Origin of the sequence: Actinomadura nitritigenes (genome assembly GCF_017573545.1) — a bacterium.
Classification (GTDB): Bacteria; Actinomycetota; Actinomycetes; order Streptosporangiales; family Streptosporangiaceae; genus Spirillospora; species Spirillospora nitritigenes.
In genome coordinates, this window is the sequence record NZ_JAGEOK010000013.1 from 229,968 (window position 1) to 245,699 (window position 15,732).

The following is a 15,732-nucleotide window of genomic DNA, read 5'->3' on the forward strand; positions in this document are numbered from 1 at the left end:
CTGGGTGGTGAACTACTTGACCTCGATGCCCATCGACCGCGCGGTGCCCGCGACGATCTTCTCCGCGGCCGCCAGGTCCTTGGCGTTGAGGTCGGGCATCTTGGTCGTGGCGATCTCGCGGATCTGGTCCGCGGTGACCGAGCCGACCTTGGTCTTGTGCGGCTCGCCGCTGCCCTTCTCCACACCGGCGGCCTTCAGGATGAGCTGCGCGGCCGGCGGGGTCTTGGTGACGAACGAGAACGACCGGTCCTCGTAGATGGTGATCTCTACGGGGATGACATTGCCGCGCTGGGACTCCGTGGCAGCGTTGTACTGCTTGCAGAAGTCCATGATGTTGACGCCGTGCGGGCCGAGCGCGGTACCCACCGGCGGCGCCGGGGTGGCCTGGCCCGCCTGGAGCTGGACCTTGACCAGCGCGGCGATCTTCTTCTTCGGAGGCATGCGAACCCCTATGTCCCATGTATCGGTGGTTCCGACTCCCGGTCACCCGGGCAACACGGCGCTGGGACGCGTCCGCCGTGTAGGAACCGCTGGAATCTCCCCGCGTGCGCGGGGCCGATCGGTGCCGCTCGTCCGACGATCGGGACGAGCACCGGGCCGTCCCGCCGAGGCGAGGACGGCCCGTCAAGAATACGTGCTGATCGGACCGCGCCGTCCGGGCGGCGGTCAGATCTTGGAGACCTGGTTGAAGCTCAGCTCGACCGGGGTCTCGCGGCCGAAGATCGACACCAGCACCTTGAGCTTCTGCTGCTCGGCGTTGATCTCGTTGACGGTGGCGGGGAGGGTGGCGAACGGGCCGTCCATGACGGTGACCGACTCGCCGACCTCGAAGTCGACGGTGGCGGCGACCTTGGCCTGCTCCTTGGCCTTGGCGACGCCCTCCTCCGGCTCGGGCGCCAGCAGGTTCGCGACCTCGTCCAGGCTCAGCGGGGACGGCTTGTTCAGCAGGCCGACGAACCCGGTCACGCCCGGCGTGTTGCGGACCGCGGCCCACGACTCGTCGGTCAGCTCCATCCGGACGAGGATGTAGCCCGGCAGGACCTTCTCGTTGACCTTCTGCCGCTTGCCGCCCTTGATCTCGGTCACCTCGTGCTGGGGGACCTCGATCTGGAAGATGTAGTCCTCCATGTTGAGGGTCTGGGTGCGGGTCTCGATGTTGGTCTTGACCCGGTTCTCGTACCCCGCGTAGGAGTGCACGACGTACCAGTCGCCCGGCTGGAGGCGCAGCTGCATCTTGAAGTCGGCGTACGGGTCGGCGGGCGGCTCGGCCTCGGCCTCTTCGGCCTCGCCTTCCTCGTCCTCGCCCTCCGCGCCGGCGGGCACGTCCGCGGCGTCCGCGCCCTCGACGGCCTCGGCGAGGTCGGCGGCGTCCGCGGCGGCGTCGGGCGCGACGCCCTCGCCCTCGAGCTTCTCGTCCGCGGGCTCGGCCTCGCCGGCGGCGACGGCGGCCTCGGCCGCGTCCTCGGCGGGCTCGGCCGCCTGGCCGGCCGCAGCAGCCGCGGCGGACTGGGCCTCGTCAACGGCCTCGTCGTAGGGCGGCTGTGAGGGCTCGGACACGGTGACTCTCTCTCCGGACGTCTGCGGTGATGGATTGGCGGTGCTTCTCGGCGGGTGGTGCGGCCGGGCGGCGGTGGCCGCTCCGCGACCGGCCTCAGCCGAAGATCTTGTAGATCCCCTGCTGCAGGCCGTAGTCGAAGCCGGACACGATCGCGACCATGATGAGCACGAACACCAGGGACACCGTCGTGTAGGTGACGAGCTCCCGGCGGGTCGGCCAGATGACCTTGCGCAGTTCGGCGATGACCTGGCGCACGAACAGCGCCGGAGTGGTCCGCGTGGGAGCGGACTTCCCCTTGCCCTCGTCCTTGGCCGCGGCCTCGCCGCGCGTCTCAGTCGCCATTGCCGCCGTTCACCTCATAGGTCGTGTTCCAACCACCGAGTGGTTGTCGCGCGGACCCGCGCCGCGGAACGCCACGGCGGGTGCCGTGGCGCGGCCGGCACCGGTGCGCGCACCGCACCTCGCAGGGCAGGAGGGACTCGAACCCCCAACCGCCGGTTTTGGAGACCGGAGCTCTACCAATTGAGCCACTGCCCTTCATTCTCCGGCTAAGGAGAACACCCCGGCCGCGGGACCGGGTCGGTGCCGTGCCCCAGCTTACGGCCTCTTGGGGATGCCCGTGTGCGGACAGGGTCGTATGCCGGTGACGCGTCACTAGGGAGAGGAGTCTACGTCGCCGAGGGCTCCGCGTCGAACCGGACGGCGCGGAAACCCGCGCGGCCGCCGCGAACGCCGCGCCACCGGCCCCGATATATCGCTCAGGTCATGGCCTCGCTTCTGTAACGATAGGGATATGAGCATCGACCGTCCTCGCATCTCCAAGCGCATCGCCGCGATATCCGAGTCCGCCACGCTGGCCGTGGACGCCAAGGCCAAGGCCCTGAAGGCGGCGGGCCGCCCGGTCATCGGCTTCGGCGCGGGCGAGCCCGACTTCCCGACGCCGGACTACATCGTCGAGGCGGCGGTCACCGCCTGCCGGGTGCCCCGCTTCCACAAGTACACGCCGGCGGGCGGGCTGCCCGAGCTGCGCGCCGCCATCGCCGAGAAGACCGAGCGGGACTCCGGCTACAAGGTGGACGCGTCGCAGGTCCTGGTGACCAACGGCGGCAAGCAGGCGGTGTACGAGGCGTTCGCGGCGCTGCTCGACCCGGGCGACGAGGTGCTCGTCCCGACCCCGTACTGGACGACCTACCCCGAGTCGATCAAGCTGGCGGGCGGCGTGCCGGTGGACGTGGTCGCCGACGAGACCACCGGCTACAAGGTGAGCGTCGAGCAGCTGGAGGCGGCCCGCACCGACCGGACGAAGGTGCTGCTGTTCGTCTCCCCGTCCAACCCGACGGGCGCGGTCTACTCGCGCGGCGAGATCGAGGCGATCGGCCGGTGGGCCGACGAGCACGGCCTCTGGGTGATCACGGACGAGATCTACGAGCACCTGGTGTACGGGGACGCCGAGTTCCACTCGATGCCCGTCGTGGTGCCGGAGCTGGCCGACCGCACCCTGGTGCTGAACGGGGTGGCGAAGACGTACGCGATGACCGGCTGGCGGGTGGGCTGGCTGATCGGCCCGGCGGACGTGGTGAAGGCCGCCGCGAACATGCAGTCGCACGCGACGTCCAACGTGGCGAACGTCTCGCAGGCCGCCGCGCTCGCCGCGGTGACCGGCGACCTGTCGGCGGTCGCGGAGATGCGCAAGGCGTTCGACCGGCGCCGCCAGACGATCGTGCGGATGCTGAACGAGATCCCCGGTGTGGTGTGCCCGGAGCCGGAGGGCGCGTTCTACGCGTACCCGTCGGTGAAGGCGCTGCTGGGCAAGGAGATCCGCGGCCGGCGCCCGGAGACGTCGGTGGAGCTGGCGTCGCTGATCCTGGAGGAGGCCGAGGTCGCGCTGGTGCCCGGCGAGGCGTTCGGCACCCCCGGCTACTTCCGCCTCTCCTACGCGCTGGGCGACGACGACCTCGTCGAGGGCGTCTCCCGCGTGGCGAAGCTCCTGAACGAGGCGAGCTAACCCGAGCAGGAACACACCGGCCCCGGACGCGGAAGCGTCCGGGGCCGGTGCTCTCTTGGACAGCGCCTCGCACAGCGACCCCGACCCGCACCCCAGCCACGCGACGACCTCGACCGTCGCGATCGCGAGCGAAGCCAAGTTCGAGCCTGCGAGAACTTGATCGCGCAGCGAGCCCCCAGGGCGAGTCGAAGCGATGCAGCGGTCGCACGCATCGCCCGCCGAAGGAAGGCCTCCAGGGCCTGACGCCAAGGGCGATGCAATGAACAGGGAAGGCTCCGGCGGGGTGTCCTGGCGGCCCCTCTCCGCCATTCGAGGACGCCCCCGCCGGAGCGTGGCCTAGGGGCGGACGCCTTCCGCGATGCGCATGAGCTGGTCCTTGACGGCGCCGCCGGCGGTGACGGTGACGCCGGTGCCGGGCTTGGCGATCCAGGAGACCTGGCGTCCGGACCCGGGGCGGTCGCCGGTGAGCGCCGGCATGCCGCGGACGGTGGTGCGGGTCGGGACGCCGCCGACGGGGGCGAGGTCGGTGAGGCCGACGCCGCTGCCCTTGACGAGGGCGATCTGCACCCAGCCGGCCGTCCCGTCCCATTTGCATGTGGTGGTGCGGCGCTTGGCGTCGCCGGTGGCCGTGCAGGGGCCGGTGGCGGCGAGCCCGCCCGGCAGGTAGGTGACCCACCCCGGGAGCTTCACCGCGGGTCCGGGCGCGCCGGGCCGCTCGCCTCCCCCGCCGGCGGTGCCGCCGGGCCGCGGGTGCGCGGACGGCTTCGGCGTCGACCCCGCCTCGGGCCTCCCCTCTGGCGACGGGGACGCGGGGAGGCCCGAGGCGGACGGCCGTTCCGGCTGCTCGAGGACCGCGGGCCCGCCCGTGGGGCGGGAGGTCGCGGAGTCCCCGGCAGGTGTGGCCCGGAACGACTGGTAGGTGGGCACCAGGGCGAGCGCGGCGACGGACGCGGCGGCGACGCCGACGGTGGCGCGGATCCGGTTCGTGCGGCGCCGGTGGCGGCGGCGCACGTCGGCCACGAGCGAGGGCGGCGCGGCCGTCCCCGCCACCTGCTCGGCCATGGCCGCGCGGAGTTCGCTCTCCAGGTCCATCGTTCAGCTCCCCAGTGGCGCCAGGTTCGCGCCGAGTCGCTCCCGGAGTCTGGCGAGCCCCCGGGATGCCTGGCTCTTCACGGTGCCGACGGAGCAGCCGAGCACGCGCGCGGTCTCCGCCTCCGAGAGGTCCTCCCAGAAGCGCAGCACGAGCACGGCCCGCTGGCGGGCGCCGAGTCTGCGCAGTTCGTCCATGAGCGTCCCCCTCAGCTCGACGGCGTGGGTGCCCGAGAGCGTCGGCGTCTCGGGCGGTTTCGCCATGTGGATCTCCCGCAGCACCTTCCACCGCCGGGACCGGCTGATCACCAGGTTGACCAGGATCCGGCGGACGTAGGGCTCGGGGTCGGTGTCGGCGTCCAGCCGCCCCCAGTGCCGGTACGCCTTCTCCAGCGCGGTCTGCAGGATGTCCTCGGCGTCCTGCCGGGCACCGCACATCAGCGAGGCGGTGCGCAGCAGGGCATCGCCGCGTTCCGCCACGAACTCAACGAACGACTCGTCGTCTCGACGCCCCACTGTGCTCCGTCCGGGTGGAGGGGATCCCGCGTCCTGGGCGGACGGCCCCGCGCCTGGCCGTCCGCCCGGGTCTTCCTGCTACTGCGCCTGCCGCAGCGCGGTGGCGATGTCCTTCGGCCCGCCGGTGAGGACGGGGCTGCCGTTGACGAACAGCGAGTAGCCGCTCGGGTCGAACACCAGGACCCCGCCGCCGCGCGGCCCCTGGTAGGCGGCGACGCCGTCGACGGTGATCGGGGTGCCTCCCTCGGGGAGCTTCAGGGCCTGCCGGAGCTGATTCTGCGTCATCCCGGCGGGGGTCTTCAGGGTTTCGACGGTGAGCCACTGGCCGGCCTTGCCGGTCCACTTCTGGGTGACGGCGCAGATGTTGAGCTTCTTGAGGTCGCCGGTGCCGGGGGTGGCGGACACGTACTTGAGGCCCTTGGCGAGCATGACGGTCCGCTCGACGGTGCCGCCGACCTTCACGGCGGGGGCGAGGGTGCGGCAGTCGAGGGCGGGCACGCCGGGCAGCGCGGGCTTGCCGGGGACGCTCGCGGACGGCTTGGCGGCCGGGGCGCCGGCCTTGCGCAGCGGCCTGGTGGACGGCGCGCAGGCCGGCAGGTCCGGCCGGCCGGACGGGAGCGAGGTCGGCTGGGCGCCGGGGGCGACGACGCCGGGGACGCCCGGGTTCGGGACGTTGACCGCGGGCTTGCCGGCCTCGGCCTTCTTCTTCAGGGCGTCGGTCTGCTTGCGCAGCTTCTCCGTCCCGGGCAGCTTGCTCGCCGGCACCTTGCCCGCGGGCAGCTCGCCGGTCTTCGGCAGGCCGGTCGCGGGCAGGTCGCCGGTCTTCGGCAGCTTGCCGTCCGCGGGGAGCTTGCCGGTCTTCGGCAGCTTGCCCGTCTTCGGGAGCGCGGGGAGGCAGGTCGGCGCGGTCTTCGGCGCGGCGTCGACGACCCGGTGCGCGGCCGGCAGCTTCGAGTCGCCGGACTGGAGGTCCGCGTTGTGGTGGGAGCCGGTCATGGCCCACGTGGCGCCGCCGCCCACGGCCACGGTCCCGATGGCGCCCGCCGCGATCAGTGCGGCCTTCAGCGTGATCATCTCTGAGTCCCTCTCTGCCCGTCCGGTGTTCTCCTCTTGCGCCCCTCGTATACGCGCGACCACGGAACGGGGTTGCACGCGGTTCCCAAGTTTTTTCGGTGATGTCCACGGGCGCGGATGGCCGCCGGGTGCCATGCGGGGTAGTCCGGTGTGATGATCCTGGTGGGGCGGGGGTTCAGCGGGTCGAACGATCCGGCAACATTGGTCCATGGAGGCCCGTACCGTGTCACCCCGCCCGCCGCAGGACCGTTCCCCGCGAGAGGATCCGGAGCCGTCCCGCATGGAGCCCGCCGCCGCGCGGCCCGGCTCCGGCCGCCCGGACGTGGCCCTGCTCCCCAAGGCGCACCTGCATCTGCACTTCACCGGGTCGATGCGGCATTCGACGCTGGTGGAGCTGGCCGCCGTGCACGGCGTCCACCTGCCGGACGCCCTGGTGGAGGACTGGCCGCCGAAGCTGCGCGCGACCGACGAGCGCGGCTGGTTCCGTTTCCAGCGGCTGTACGACATCGCCCGTTCCGTCCTGCGGACGCCCGACGACCTGCGGCGGCTGCTGCGGGAGACGGCGGAGGACGAGGCGGCGGAGGGGTCGGGCTGGCTGGAGATCCAGGTGGATCCGAGCGGGTACGCGGCGAAGTTCGGGGGGCTGACGCCGACCGTCGAGCTGGTGCTGGACGCGGCGCGGGAGGCGGGCGAGGCCGCGGGCGTCGGGATCGGCGTGGTGATCGCGGCGAACCGGACCCGGCACCCCCTCGACGCGAAGACGCTCGCGCGGCTGGCCGTCCGGTACACCGGGCGGGGCGTGGTGGGGTTCGGGCTGTCCAACGACGAGCGGCGCGGCCGGGCCTACGACTTCGAGGGGGCGTTCCGGATCGCCAAGCGGGGCGGGCTCCTGTCGGATCCGCACGGCGGCGAGCTGCTCGGCCCGGCGAGCGTCCGGGAGTGCCTGGAGACGCTGGACGCCGACCGGATCGGGCACGGCGTGCGGGCGGTGGAGGATCCGCGGCTGCTGTCGCGGATCGTGGACCGGGGCGTGACGCTGGAGGTGTGCCCGGCGTCGAACGTGAGCCTGGGGGTGGCGGCGACACCGGAGGACGTCCCGGTGCGGCGGCTGTTCGAGGCGGGCGCGTCGATCGCGCTGGGCGCCGACGACCCGCTGCTGTTCGGGTCGCGGCTGGCCCGCCAGTACGACCTCGTCCGCGACGTGCACGGCTTCTCCGACGCCGAGCTGGCGGAGCTGGCGCGGCAGTCGGTGCGGGCGTCGGCCGCCCCGGACGACGTCCGCAAGCGCCTCCTGACCGGCATCGACGCCTGGCTCGCCTGAGCGCCTCCGGCGCCGGCGTGCGGCGAGCCGTCGTCATCAGAGGGTGATGACGACGGCTCGCCGCACGGTGAGCGGGGTTCAGGCGGGCGTCTCGGCGGGCTCGGGGGCCTGGACCGGGACCTGCTCGGCGTGCCCCGGGACCTGCTCGGCGTGCCCGGGGAGTGCGGGGATGAGCAGCGCGGTGACGGTTCCGGCGGCGAGGGCGGCGACGGCGAGCCAGAGGGCGGGCCGGAGGCCGTCGAGGAACGCCTGCGGGGTGGTGAAGTCGCCCCGGGCGGCGAAGACGGCACCGAGGACCGCGATGCCGAGGACGGTGCCGAGCTGGCGCAGCGAGTTGCTGACGCCGGACGCGACGCCGGCCAGTTCGGGCGGGGCGAAGCCGAGGACGGCGCGGGCGATGGGCGGGAAGAACAGCCCCATCCCGATGCCGGCGAGGACGAACGCGGGGACCATCTCGCCGTAGGAGATGGTCGGCGACAGGACGGCGGCGAGCCAGCCGAGGCCGGCGGTCTGGAACGCCAGCGCGAGGGCGAGCACGTTGCGGACGCCGATGCGGGCGATGAGCGGCGCGGTCAGCGGGGCGACGAGCAGCGGCATGCCGGTCCACGGGAGGGAGCGGACGCCGGCGTCGAGCGGGCTCATGCGCAGGACGCCCTGCATGTACTGGATGAGCAGGAACGTGGCGCCGAACATGGCGAACGACATGACCAGCGAGAGGACGTTGACGAGGCTGAACCCGCGGCTGCGGAACATCCGCATCGGCAGGACCGGCTCGGCGGCGCGCAGCTCGCGGGCGATGAAGGCGACCACCAGCACGGCTCCGGCGATCAGGGAGCCGAGGACCTGCGCGCTCGTCCAGCCGTGCTCGTTGGCGCGGACCAGGCCGAGGACGAGGCCGAGGACGCCGCCCGCGATGAGCACGGTCCCGGCGAGGTCGAGGCGCTTGGCGGCGCCGCGGCTCTCGGTGAGGAACCCGGGGGCGAGGGCGAGCAGCACGGCGCCGACGGGGACGTTGATCCAGAAGATCCACTGCCAGGTGGCGGCCTGGGTGACGGCGCCGCCGAGGACGGGGCCGAGCGCGACGCCGAGGCCGCTCATCATGCTCCAGGCGGCGAGCGCGACGCCGCGGCGGGCGGGCGGCACGGCGGCGGCGAGGAGGGTGAGGGTGAGCGGCAGGACGATCGCGCCGCCGGCGCCCTGGACGGCGCGCGCGGCGATGAGCGTGCCGATGTTCGGGGCGAGCGCGGCGGCGGCGGACGCGCCGGTGAAGACGGCGAGGCCGCCGATGAACATCCGGCGGCGCCCCCACCGGTCGGCGATCGCGGCGGCGGGCAGCAGCAGGACGGCGAACGTGAGCGTGTAGGCGTTGACCGTCCATTCGAGGCCCTCGAGGCCGGCGCCGAGGTCGGTCCGGATGTCGGGGAGGGCGTTGGTGACGATGAGGTTGTCGAGCGCCACCATGAACAGCGTGATGCCGGTGACGATGAAGGTGCGGAGGGGGTGCGGCCTGTTCATTAGTTATCACTCACTAACTTCAGTGGGCAAGAAAAAAGGGATGGGGACGGCGGGTCGCCGGTGCCGTCCCGCCTACGACTCCTCCTCCGGCACCGTGGCGGTCGTGTCGAGATCGGCTCCCCGCAGGCTCTCCGCCCAGTCGCGCAGCGATTCGGGGAGTTCCATCTCGCCGGGGACGTACGGGACCTTGAACGCGGTGAGCACGTTGATCAGCATCCCGATGGACATGAAGCGGGTGACCTCCGCCGGCTTCACGCCGGACACGTCGGCGATGAGCCGCCACAGCCGCGCCCACCGGGCGTGGCCGATCCGGCTGATCTCCTCGTCCTCCACGGCGGCGGCGTAGAGCTGCAGCTGGAAGCGCAGGATGTCCGGGTCCTCCCTGAGGGTCCGCCGGTAGGCATCGGCCATCGCGATGGTCGCGTCCTTGCCTCGGAGGCCGCCGGCCGCGTCGCGGAGCAGGTCCTCCAGGTCGGCGAAGCAGCGGTCCGCGGCGGCCAGGAACAGCGCGCGCTTGGTCGGGAACAGCCGGAACATGTACGGCTGCGAGACGCCGACGCGCTCGGCGATGGCCGCGGTGGACGTGCCCTCGTAGCCGCCGCGCGCGAACTCGGCCATCGCGGCCTTGATCGCCATCTCGCGGCGCTCGCCGGCGCTCATCCTCGGGCTCATGGAGAGAAAGTTAGTGTCCAATCACTAACTTCGTCAAGTGCCCGGCGACGTCTTCTCGCGTCCCCCGTCCGCGGCTCAGCCGGCGATGCCCTCGACCAGCAGCAGCACGCCGAAGATCGCGAACCCGGCCGCCGCGCCGTACCTGATGACCCGCTCGGGCAGCCGCTTGCCCAGCATCTGCCCGACCACGATGGCCAGCGCGTCCGCCGCGACCATCCCGACCGTCGAGCCGAGCCAGATGCCGGTGAGCCCGAGGACGCCGCCGTGGTCGGCGGCGAGGGTGATCGTCGCCAGCATCGTCTTGTCGCCCAGCTCGGCGAGGAAGAACGCGGTGCCGACGGCCAGGATCGCCGAGCCGCCCGCCTTGCGGGCCTTGTCGCGCTCCTCGTCGTCCAGCTCGTCGCCGCGCAGCGTCCACAGCGCGAAGCCGAGGAACGCCAGCCCCGCGAGGATCGAGATGGGGCGGGTCGGCAGCGCCGCGCCGAGCACCGCGCCGACCACCACGCTCGCCAGGTGCACCAGCGCGGTCGCGGCGGTGATGCCGATCAGCACGGGCATCGCGCGGAAGCGCGTCGCGAACGTCATGGCCATGAGCTGGCTCTTGTCGCCGAGCTCCGCGACGAAGATCACGGCCAGGCTGATGATGAATGCGGTGACCACCGGGTCCCTCTCGCTCGGATGCCGGGCGGAGGGCGGGGAGCCGTTTCGGGCGCACGACCTCGGCCCGGCACGACTGCCGGGCCGAGGGTCTCGTCCGCCTCCCGCGGAGGCCCGCGCGACCGGGCGCCACCCGCGGCGCCAGCATGTCGATCACGCGATTGGGACTACTCCCCCTCGACGCGTCGCAGGCTATCAAGTCCCGCGCCGAGAACGTCGGAGCGCCTGCCGTACCCCGGTCACCGCCGGGAGCTGCGAGGACGTCTAGCCGGGCGGCCTCCCGCCCTGCTCCTCGGCCTCGCGCCGGGCCTCGGCGAAGCCCTTGCGGACGCGGACGGTCGTCCGGTGATCGGGCCCGAGGACCCGTTCGGCCTCGCCGAGGACCCGCTCGTACAGCGGCAGGGCCTCGTCCAGCCGTCCCTCGTCGCGGTAGAGGGCCGCGAGGTTGTTGCGGACCGCCAGCGTGCGCGGGTGCGTCGCCCCCACCGCCTTCTCCAGGTCGGCGAGCGTCCCCTCCAGCACGGGGATCGCCTCGCCCGCCCGGCCCGCCTCCTGGTACGCCGAGGCGAGGGTCGCACGCAGATGCAACGTGACGCGATGAGTCTCGCCCAGCGCGCGGGTGCTCGCGGGGAGGTGCCGTCGAAGGAGCGCGATCGCGTCCGCGCTCCGATCCGCCTGCGCGTAGGCGGCGGCCAGGTTCGCGCAGGCGGTGAAGGTCTCGGGGTGCGCGCGGTCGAGCGCGGCGGTGCGTTCGGCGAGGGCCTGCTCGAAGAGCGCGACCGCCTCCTCCGTGCGCTCGGCGCGCAGGTAGGCGGCCGCGAGGTTGTTGCGGACGGTCAGCATCTCCGGATGCCTCTCCCCCCGCGTCCGTTCGAGGTCGGCGAGAGTGCGCTCCATCAGGGGAATCGCCTCTTCCGTCCGGTCCGCCTCCACGTACGCGGCGGCGAGGTCGTTGCGGGCCCGCAGCGTGTCCGGGTGCGCGTCGCCCAGCAGGCGTTCGCCGTCGGCGACGAGCCGCTCGCCCGTCTCCAGCGCCCGCACGGCCTCGCCGTTCTCCAGCAGGCGCTGGAACGCCCACCCCCGCAGCCCGAGCATGCTCTCGGCCAGGTCCCGGTCCCCATCACCGAGGTGAGGCGTCAGGTGGTCGTCGAGGGCGACCGCGTGCCGGGCGATGACCGCGGCCCGCGGGCCCTTGAGCAAGGGTTCGGCGAGGGTCGCGGCGGCGGCCCGCAGCAGGTCGCAGGTCGCGCCGCCGAGGGCGGTCATCCCGCCCTCGGCCGCGAGCCAGTGCCGGACGGCCCGCCGGACCACCGGGTGCGCGGTCACGACGGGAGCGTCGCGGTCGCAGGTCAGCAGGGCGGCGTCCGCCAGCCGGCGGATCGCGTCGTCGACCGCTCGCGGAGCGACGGTGTCCGTGGAGAACAAGCCCTCGGCCCCGGCGATGCGGAGGAGTTCACGGGAAACGCCCTCGCCGGACGCCAGCGCCAGCACGCCCATCACGCGGACGCACAGGTCCGTCACGCCCGCCGCTGCCGCCGCCTCCAGGGACAGCAGGATCGCCTGGCCGGCGCCGTCCAGGTAGAACTCCCGGTCCTCGTCGCCGCGGTCGTCCAGCCGGGCGAGGAAGGCACCGCCTTCGGTCCGCCACGCGTCGACGGCGAAGGCGCGCACGCGCTGCGCCATGATCGTGTCGCCGGCTCCGGCCAGCTCCGTCAGCAGCTCCGTGACGGCGTCGAACCGGCCGGCGCGTGCGGCGTCGCTGCACCAGTCCCGGAGATCCAGAACCCTGCCGCGGCCCATGAGGAACGCGGCCAGCGCGAGCAGATCGTTCATCTGGCCATGGGCGGCGGCCCGCCGCAAGAGCTCCTCGGCCTCGGCGGAGTCGCCCCGTGCCGCGCGGACGAGGCCGAGGTGGGCGATGGCGCTCAACGGGGCGCAGTCCTCCTCGAGATAGTCGCCCCTGATCCACGAGAGCCTCGTCTCGTACGGTCCGAGCTCGAAGCGGAGGGTGCGGGCGAGCAGCGTCCGCCTCGCTTCGATCGGCCCGCCGTCCGCCGCCCGCCGGTACCACCGTTCGGCTTCGCCGAGGTCGCCGCGCTGCTCGTGGAACTCGCCGAGGCGGACCATGGACTCGCCGTCCCCGAGCTCGGCTCCCCGCCGGGCCCAGCGTTCCGCCGCCTCCGCGTCCTCCAGCAGATCGAACATGATCGACAGGTTCCGCGCGGCGTCGGGGCGGCCGGCGCCGGCGGCGCGGACGAGCCAGGGCTCGGCATCGGCCGCGCGTTCGGGGAACCGGTCGCCGGGGCCGTCGAAGAGGAAGAACGAGCCGGTCAGCGCCCACACCGCCGGGTCGTCCGCGGACTCGGCCCAGCGCGCCTGCATCCGCCGGAAGACGTCCTCCCGGCCCGCTCTGCGCGCGGCCAGGGCGACCAGGTTCAGGTCGCCCGGATCGAGCTCCTCCAGCAGGGCGGTCCAGACGGCGTCCCGGACCGGTCCGAGGTCGTCGGCCCGGTCCCGGGAGTCGGTCAGGTAGTCGAACGCGCGGTAGCGGCCGCCCTCGTGGCCGACCAGGCAGGAGCTCGCGCCGCGGACGCTCTCGGTCGCCCAGGCCAGGCCGTCCTCGACGCTCGGCAGGCCCGGCCGGTGGGCGTCGCGGGGATCGAGGTGGTCCTTGTGGAGCCGCTCCAGGACCGCGAGGGGAAGCGGCGCTTGGCAGCCCGCCCGGCGGCAGTGCACCGCGGCCGACGTCAGCGCGGCGCCCACGAGCGCCGCGCCGCCCTCGGCGGCCCGCCCGAGGCGCCAGCGTTCCAGGATGGCCGGCCCGGCGCACAGGTACTCGCCGAACCCGCTCTCGCCGGCATGGTCGAGGGCTTCGGCGATGCGGGCGTCGTGCCGGAACGACTCGGCGCCGTCGCGTTCGGCGTCGCTGAGGCCCGTGTCCAGCGTCAGGACGGCGGCCGACGCCAGCAGCGCGCGGACGCTGCGGGCGAGCGTCTCCCCGGAGGGGGACGACGCGGTGGTCAGGTCCAGCAGGGCCTGCGAGCGCAGGGTCGCGATGATCACCACGTCGGAGCGTCCGCCGGGGCACAGCCTGGCGACCAGTTGCTGGTCCAGCTGCTGGCCGACCTCCCCCGCGCCGAGGAAGCGGTCCAGGTCGTCGAGCCAGACGACCGTGTCCCGCGGTTCCGCTCCGGACTCGGCGAGGGCGCGGAGCGCGGCCGCGTTGCGGGGCACCAGCAGGTCGTGGCCCGGGAACGCGCCGCGCACCGCCTCGAAGGCCGTCCTGGTCTTCCCCGCTCCGGACCGGCCGCGGATCACGACCAGGCCGCCCCGGCGCAGCAGCCCGTTCAATTCCGGGTCGAGGTCTCTCGGGACGTACGGCGGCTGCTCACCGGCCGGCTGCCGGGGGACCCGGATGGCCGGGTGCACCCCGAGGGCCTCCGGATCGGCCTCGTCGACGCGTGGGACGCGCTCGCCCGACGCCAGCAGGAAGCCGTTCCTCAGCGCCGCCTCGGCCGCCGCGCCACGGTCGTCGTCGTGCTGGAGTTCCGGGACGCGGGCAAGCGCGTCCAGGTCCTGTTCCAGGTCGGTGTAGCGCAGCCGCCAGCCGCCGCGATCGGCGAGGTCGGGCGGAAGCACCCGCCCCGCTCCCGCTTTCAGGCAGGCGTCCACGATCGCCTGCACACGCTCCCACTGCGGGAGTTTCCTGATGTTGCCGTTGAGGAGGTCCGACAGCGACTGCGGGCTCACATGCACCGCGCCCGCCAGGGCCTTCTTCTCCAGCCCGGACGCTTCTTGCAGCCGCCGCAGCCTCGCGCAGAAGCGGGCCAAAGGCTCCGGCGCGGTTCCCTTGGACGGCCCCACCGCCGAACCTCCTCCGGCGTCCCTCGCATCCGGTCCGCTCCGGAACGAGCGGCTGCCGGACACCGCCCGACCTGCGGGGATCCGCGGGACTCCGGAGTGCTCCGGAGCGGGAGCCGGCCGGGGCGCGCTCGCTTCAGGATCGTGCCATGAAGCCTAAGTCGCCGACGGCCGGCCGGGCCAGGGCCGCAGCCGCACTGGCCGTGCTCGCCGCGGTTCCGCATCTGGCCATCGTGATCGCCGCAGGGGCGGCGCTGCTGGCGCTGCTGGCGTACGCCGGCATCGCGCTGCCGGCCGTCTGGTCCTCCAGTCCCGCGCGGCGCAGGGCCGCGAGGGCGGTGCTCAGCGAGGTCCTGGGCGCGCCGGCGCGCCGGTTCAGAGGGTGACGCCGACCATGACGGGCTCGTTCACCAGCTCCACGCCGAACGCGTCGCGGACGCCCGCGCGGACCTCCCGCGCCAGCGCCAGCAGGTCCTCGGTGGACGCGCCGCCGGGGTTCGTCAGCGCGAGCGTGTGCTTGGTGGAGATCCGCACCGGCCCGCGCGCGTGGCCCTTCGCGAACCCCGTTTTGTCGATCAGCCATGCGGCGGACGTCTTGGTCCGCCCGTCCGGCTCCGGGTAGCGCGGGAACGCCGCGTCCGGGCCGAGGCGCTCGGCGACGCGGCGCTCCAGCGCGGCGAGCTGGTCCGGGGTGAGGATCGGGTTGGTGAAGAACGAGCCGGCGCTGCGCGAGTCGGGGTCGGCGGCGTCCAGGACCATGCCCTTGCCGCGCCGCAGCTCCAGGACGGCGTCGCGCGCCTCCTTCAGCGACACCCGCTCGCCGGGCCGCACGCCGAGGCGCCTCGCCAGCTCCGCGTACGCGATCGGCTGCGACTCCTCCGTCTCGCGGAGCGCGTACGTCACGTCCAGCACCACGTACCGGTCGCTGCCCTTGAACACGCTGTGCCGGTAGGTGAAGCGGCACGCGTCGCGGTCGAGCGTGACACACGCGCGCGCCTGACGGTCATACGCGCGGACCTCCACGATCGTCTCGCTGACGTCCTGCCCGTACGCGCCGACGTTCTGGATCGGGGTCGCCCCGACCCGCCCCGGGATTCCGGACAGGCACTCGACGCCGGCCAGCCCGTCCGCCACGCAGCGCGCGACGAACGGGTCCCAGTCCTCGCCGGCCCGCACCCGGACCAGGACGGTGTCGCCGTCGCCGGCGGCGCGCTCGACACCGCGCGCGCCGACGTGCACCACGGTCCCGGGGAACCCGGCGTCCGCCACCACGAGGTTGCTGCCGCCGCCGAGCACCAGCACCGGCTCGCCCTCGTCGTCGGCCTTGCGGACCGCCGCGACCAGCTCCGCCTCCGACGTCGCCTCGACGAAGCGCCGCGCCGGACCGCCCAGCCGCAGCGTGGTGTACCCGGCCAGGTTCACCTCTTCCGCGAACACCGCCACCGTGCTGTCCCCTCCCCGTAC

At 73.6% G+C, this 15,732-nt stretch carries 14 protein-coding genes and 1 tRNA gene; 3 read left to right on the forward strand and 12 right to left on the reverse strand.

Annotated features, from left to right (window positions below; genetic code table 11):
- Positions 1 to 12: 12 nt before the first annotated feature.
- The 4 genes from rplK to J4557_RS21810 all read right to left on the reverse strand — a co-directional run bounded on the left by rplK (position 13) and on the right by J4557_RS21810 (position 2,095).
- Positions 13 to 441: a 50S ribosomal protein L11 gene (rplK, locus tag J4557_RS21795; protein ID WP_190863959.1), complete on the reverse strand. Its 429-nt coding sequence runs from the start codon at positions 439 to 441 to the stop codon at positions 13 to 15.
- A 225-nt stretch (positions 442 to 666) separates the two neighbouring features.
- Positions 667 to 1,557, reverse strand: coding sequence for a transcription termination/antitermination protein NusG (gene nusG, locus J4557_RS21800; RefSeq protein ID WP_208268534.1), 891 nt, complete (start codon positions 1,555 to 1,557; stop codon positions 667 to 669).
- A gap of 94 nt (positions 1,558 to 1,651) precedes the next feature.
- Positions 1,652 to 1,900: a preprotein translocase subunit SecE gene (gene secE, locus J4557_RS21805; protein ID WP_208268535.1), complete on the reverse strand. Its 249-nt coding sequence runs from the start codon at positions 1,898 to 1,900 to the stop codon at positions 1,652 to 1,654.
- Positions 1,901 to 2,022: 122 nt separating this feature from the next.
- Positions 2,023 to 2,095 (reverse strand) — tRNA-Trp (locus tag J4557_RS21810).
- Between the two features lie 256 nt (positions 2,096 to 2,351).
- On the opposite strand from J4557_RS21810, the gene J4557_RS21815 reads away from it, so the two are divergent.
- Entirely contained in the window at positions 2,352 to 3,563 is a 1,212-nt protein-coding gene (locus J4557_RS21815) for a pyridoxal phosphate-dependent aminotransferase (protein WP_208268536.1), read from the forward strand.
- Between the two features lie 336 nt (positions 3,564 to 3,899).
- On the opposite strand, the gene J4557_RS21820 is transcribed toward J4557_RS21815, so the two are convergent.
- From J4557_RS21820 to J4557_RS21830, 3 genes are all read right to left on the reverse strand, one after another.
- The gene (locus J4557_RS21820) at positions 3,900 to 4,655 is read right to left on the reverse strand and encodes a hypothetical protein (RefSeq protein WP_208268537.1); all 756 of its coding nucleotides are present in this window, start codon (positions 4,653 to 4,655) and stop codon (positions 3,900 to 3,902) included.
- Between the two features lie 3 nt (positions 4,656 to 4,658).
- Positions 4,659 to 5,168 (reverse strand): SigE family RNA polymerase sigma factor, encoded by a 510-nt coding sequence (locus J4557_RS21825; RefSeq protein ID WP_208268538.1) that lies wholly within the window; start codon positions 5,166 to 5,168, stop codon positions 4,659 to 4,661.
- A 78-nt stretch (positions 5,169 to 5,246) separates the two neighbouring features.
- Complete coding sequence (locus J4557_RS21830; protein ID WP_208268539.1) at positions 5,247 to 6,242, reverse strand: hypothetical protein; 996 nt, start codon at positions 6,240 to 6,242, stop codon at positions 5,247 to 5,249.
- A gap of 280 nt (positions 6,243 to 6,522) precedes the next feature.
- Here J4557_RS21830 and J4557_RS21835 point away from each other — a divergent pair, with 280 nt between their 5' ends.
- Positions 6,523 to 7,563, forward strand: coding sequence for an adenosine deaminase (locus J4557_RS21835; protein WP_208268617.1), 1,041 nt, complete (start codon positions 6,523 to 6,525; stop codon positions 7,561 to 7,563).
- Between the two features lie 78 nt (positions 7,564 to 7,641).
- Here the strand turns inward: J4557_RS21835 and J4557_RS21840 are convergent, their stop codons facing one another.
- From J4557_RS21840 to J4557_RS21855, 4 genes are all read right to left on the reverse strand, one after another.
- Positions 7,642 to 9,078: an MFS transporter gene (locus tag J4557_RS21840; protein ID WP_208268540.1), complete on the reverse strand. Its 1,437-nt coding sequence runs from the start codon at positions 9,076 to 9,078 to the stop codon at positions 7,642 to 7,644.
- Between the two features lie 72 nt (positions 9,079 to 9,150).
- Complete coding sequence (locus J4557_RS21845) at positions 9,151 to 9,750, reverse strand: TetR/AcrR family transcriptional regulator (RefSeq protein WP_208268541.1); 600 nt, start codon at positions 9,748 to 9,750, stop codon at positions 9,151 to 9,153.
- A 75-nt stretch (positions 9,751 to 9,825) separates the two neighbouring features.
- A complete protein-coding gene (locus J4557_RS21850; protein WP_307800127.1) occupies positions 9,826 to 10,410 on the reverse strand; it encodes a TMEM165/GDT1 family protein in 585 nt (194 codons plus the stop codon).
- A gap of 261 nt (positions 10,411 to 10,671) precedes the next feature.
- Entirely contained in the window at positions 10,672 to 14,271 is a 3,600-nt protein-coding gene (locus J4557_RS21855) for a tetratricopeptide repeat protein (RefSeq protein ID WP_208268542.1), read from the reverse strand.
- Between the two features lie 146 nt (positions 14,272 to 14,417).
- Here J4557_RS21855 and J4557_RS21860 point away from each other — a divergent pair, with 146 nt between their 5' ends.
- Positions 14,418 to 14,654, forward strand: coding sequence for a hypothetical protein (locus tag J4557_RS21860; protein ID WP_208268543.1), 237 nt, complete (start codon positions 14,418 to 14,420; stop codon positions 14,652 to 14,654).
- Here J4557_RS21860 and J4557_RS21865 read toward each other — a convergent pair.
- Positions 14,644 to 15,711, reverse strand: a complete 1,068-nt coding sequence (locus tag J4557_RS21865; RefSeq protein ID WP_208268619.1) for a UDP-N-acetylmuramate dehydrogenase — start codon at positions 15,709 to 15,711, stop codon at positions 14,644 to 14,646. The genes J4557_RS21860 and J4557_RS21865 overlap by 11 nt on opposite strands.
- Between the last annotated feature and the right edge of the window lie 21 nt (positions 15,712 to 15,732).

Bases quoted from the DNA above. Each gene is read 5' to 3' on its own strand.
- J4557_RS21860 (WP_208268543.1), top strand. From the start codon at position 14,418: ATGAAGCCTAAGTCGCCGACGGCCGGCCGGGCCAGGGCCGCAGCCGCA.
- secE (WP_208268535.1), bottom strand. From the start codon at position 1,900: ATGGCGACTGAGACGCGCGGCGAGGCCGCGGCCAAGGACGAGGGCAAG.
- J4557_RS21840 (WP_208268540.1), bottom strand. From the start codon at position 9,078: ATGAACAGGCCGCACCCCCTCCGCACCTTCATCGTCACCGGCATCACG.
- J4557_RS21820 (WP_208268537.1), bottom strand. From the start codon at position 4,655: ATGGACCTGGAGAGCGAACTCCGCGCGGCCATGGCCGAGCAGGTGGCG.
- J4557_RS21835 (WP_208268617.1), top strand. From the start codon at position 6,523: ATGGAGCCCGCCGCCGCGCGGCCCGGCTCCGGCCGCCCGGACGTGGCC.
- rplK (WP_190863959.1), bottom strand. From the start codon at position 441: ATGCCTCCGAAGAAGAAGATCGCCGCGCTGGTCAAGGTCCAGCTCCAG.
- J4557_RS21830 (WP_208268539.1), bottom strand. From the start codon at position 6,242: ATGATCACGCTGAAGGCCGCACTGATCGCGGCGGGCGCCATCGGGACC.
- J4557_RS21815 (WP_208268536.1), top strand. From the start codon at position 2,352: ATGAGCATCGACCGTCCTCGCATCTCCAAGCGCATCGCCGCGATATCC.
- J4557_RS21845 (WP_208268541.1), bottom strand. From the start codon at position 9,750: ATGAGCCCGAGGATGAGCGCCGGCGAGCGCCGCGAGATGGCGATCAAG.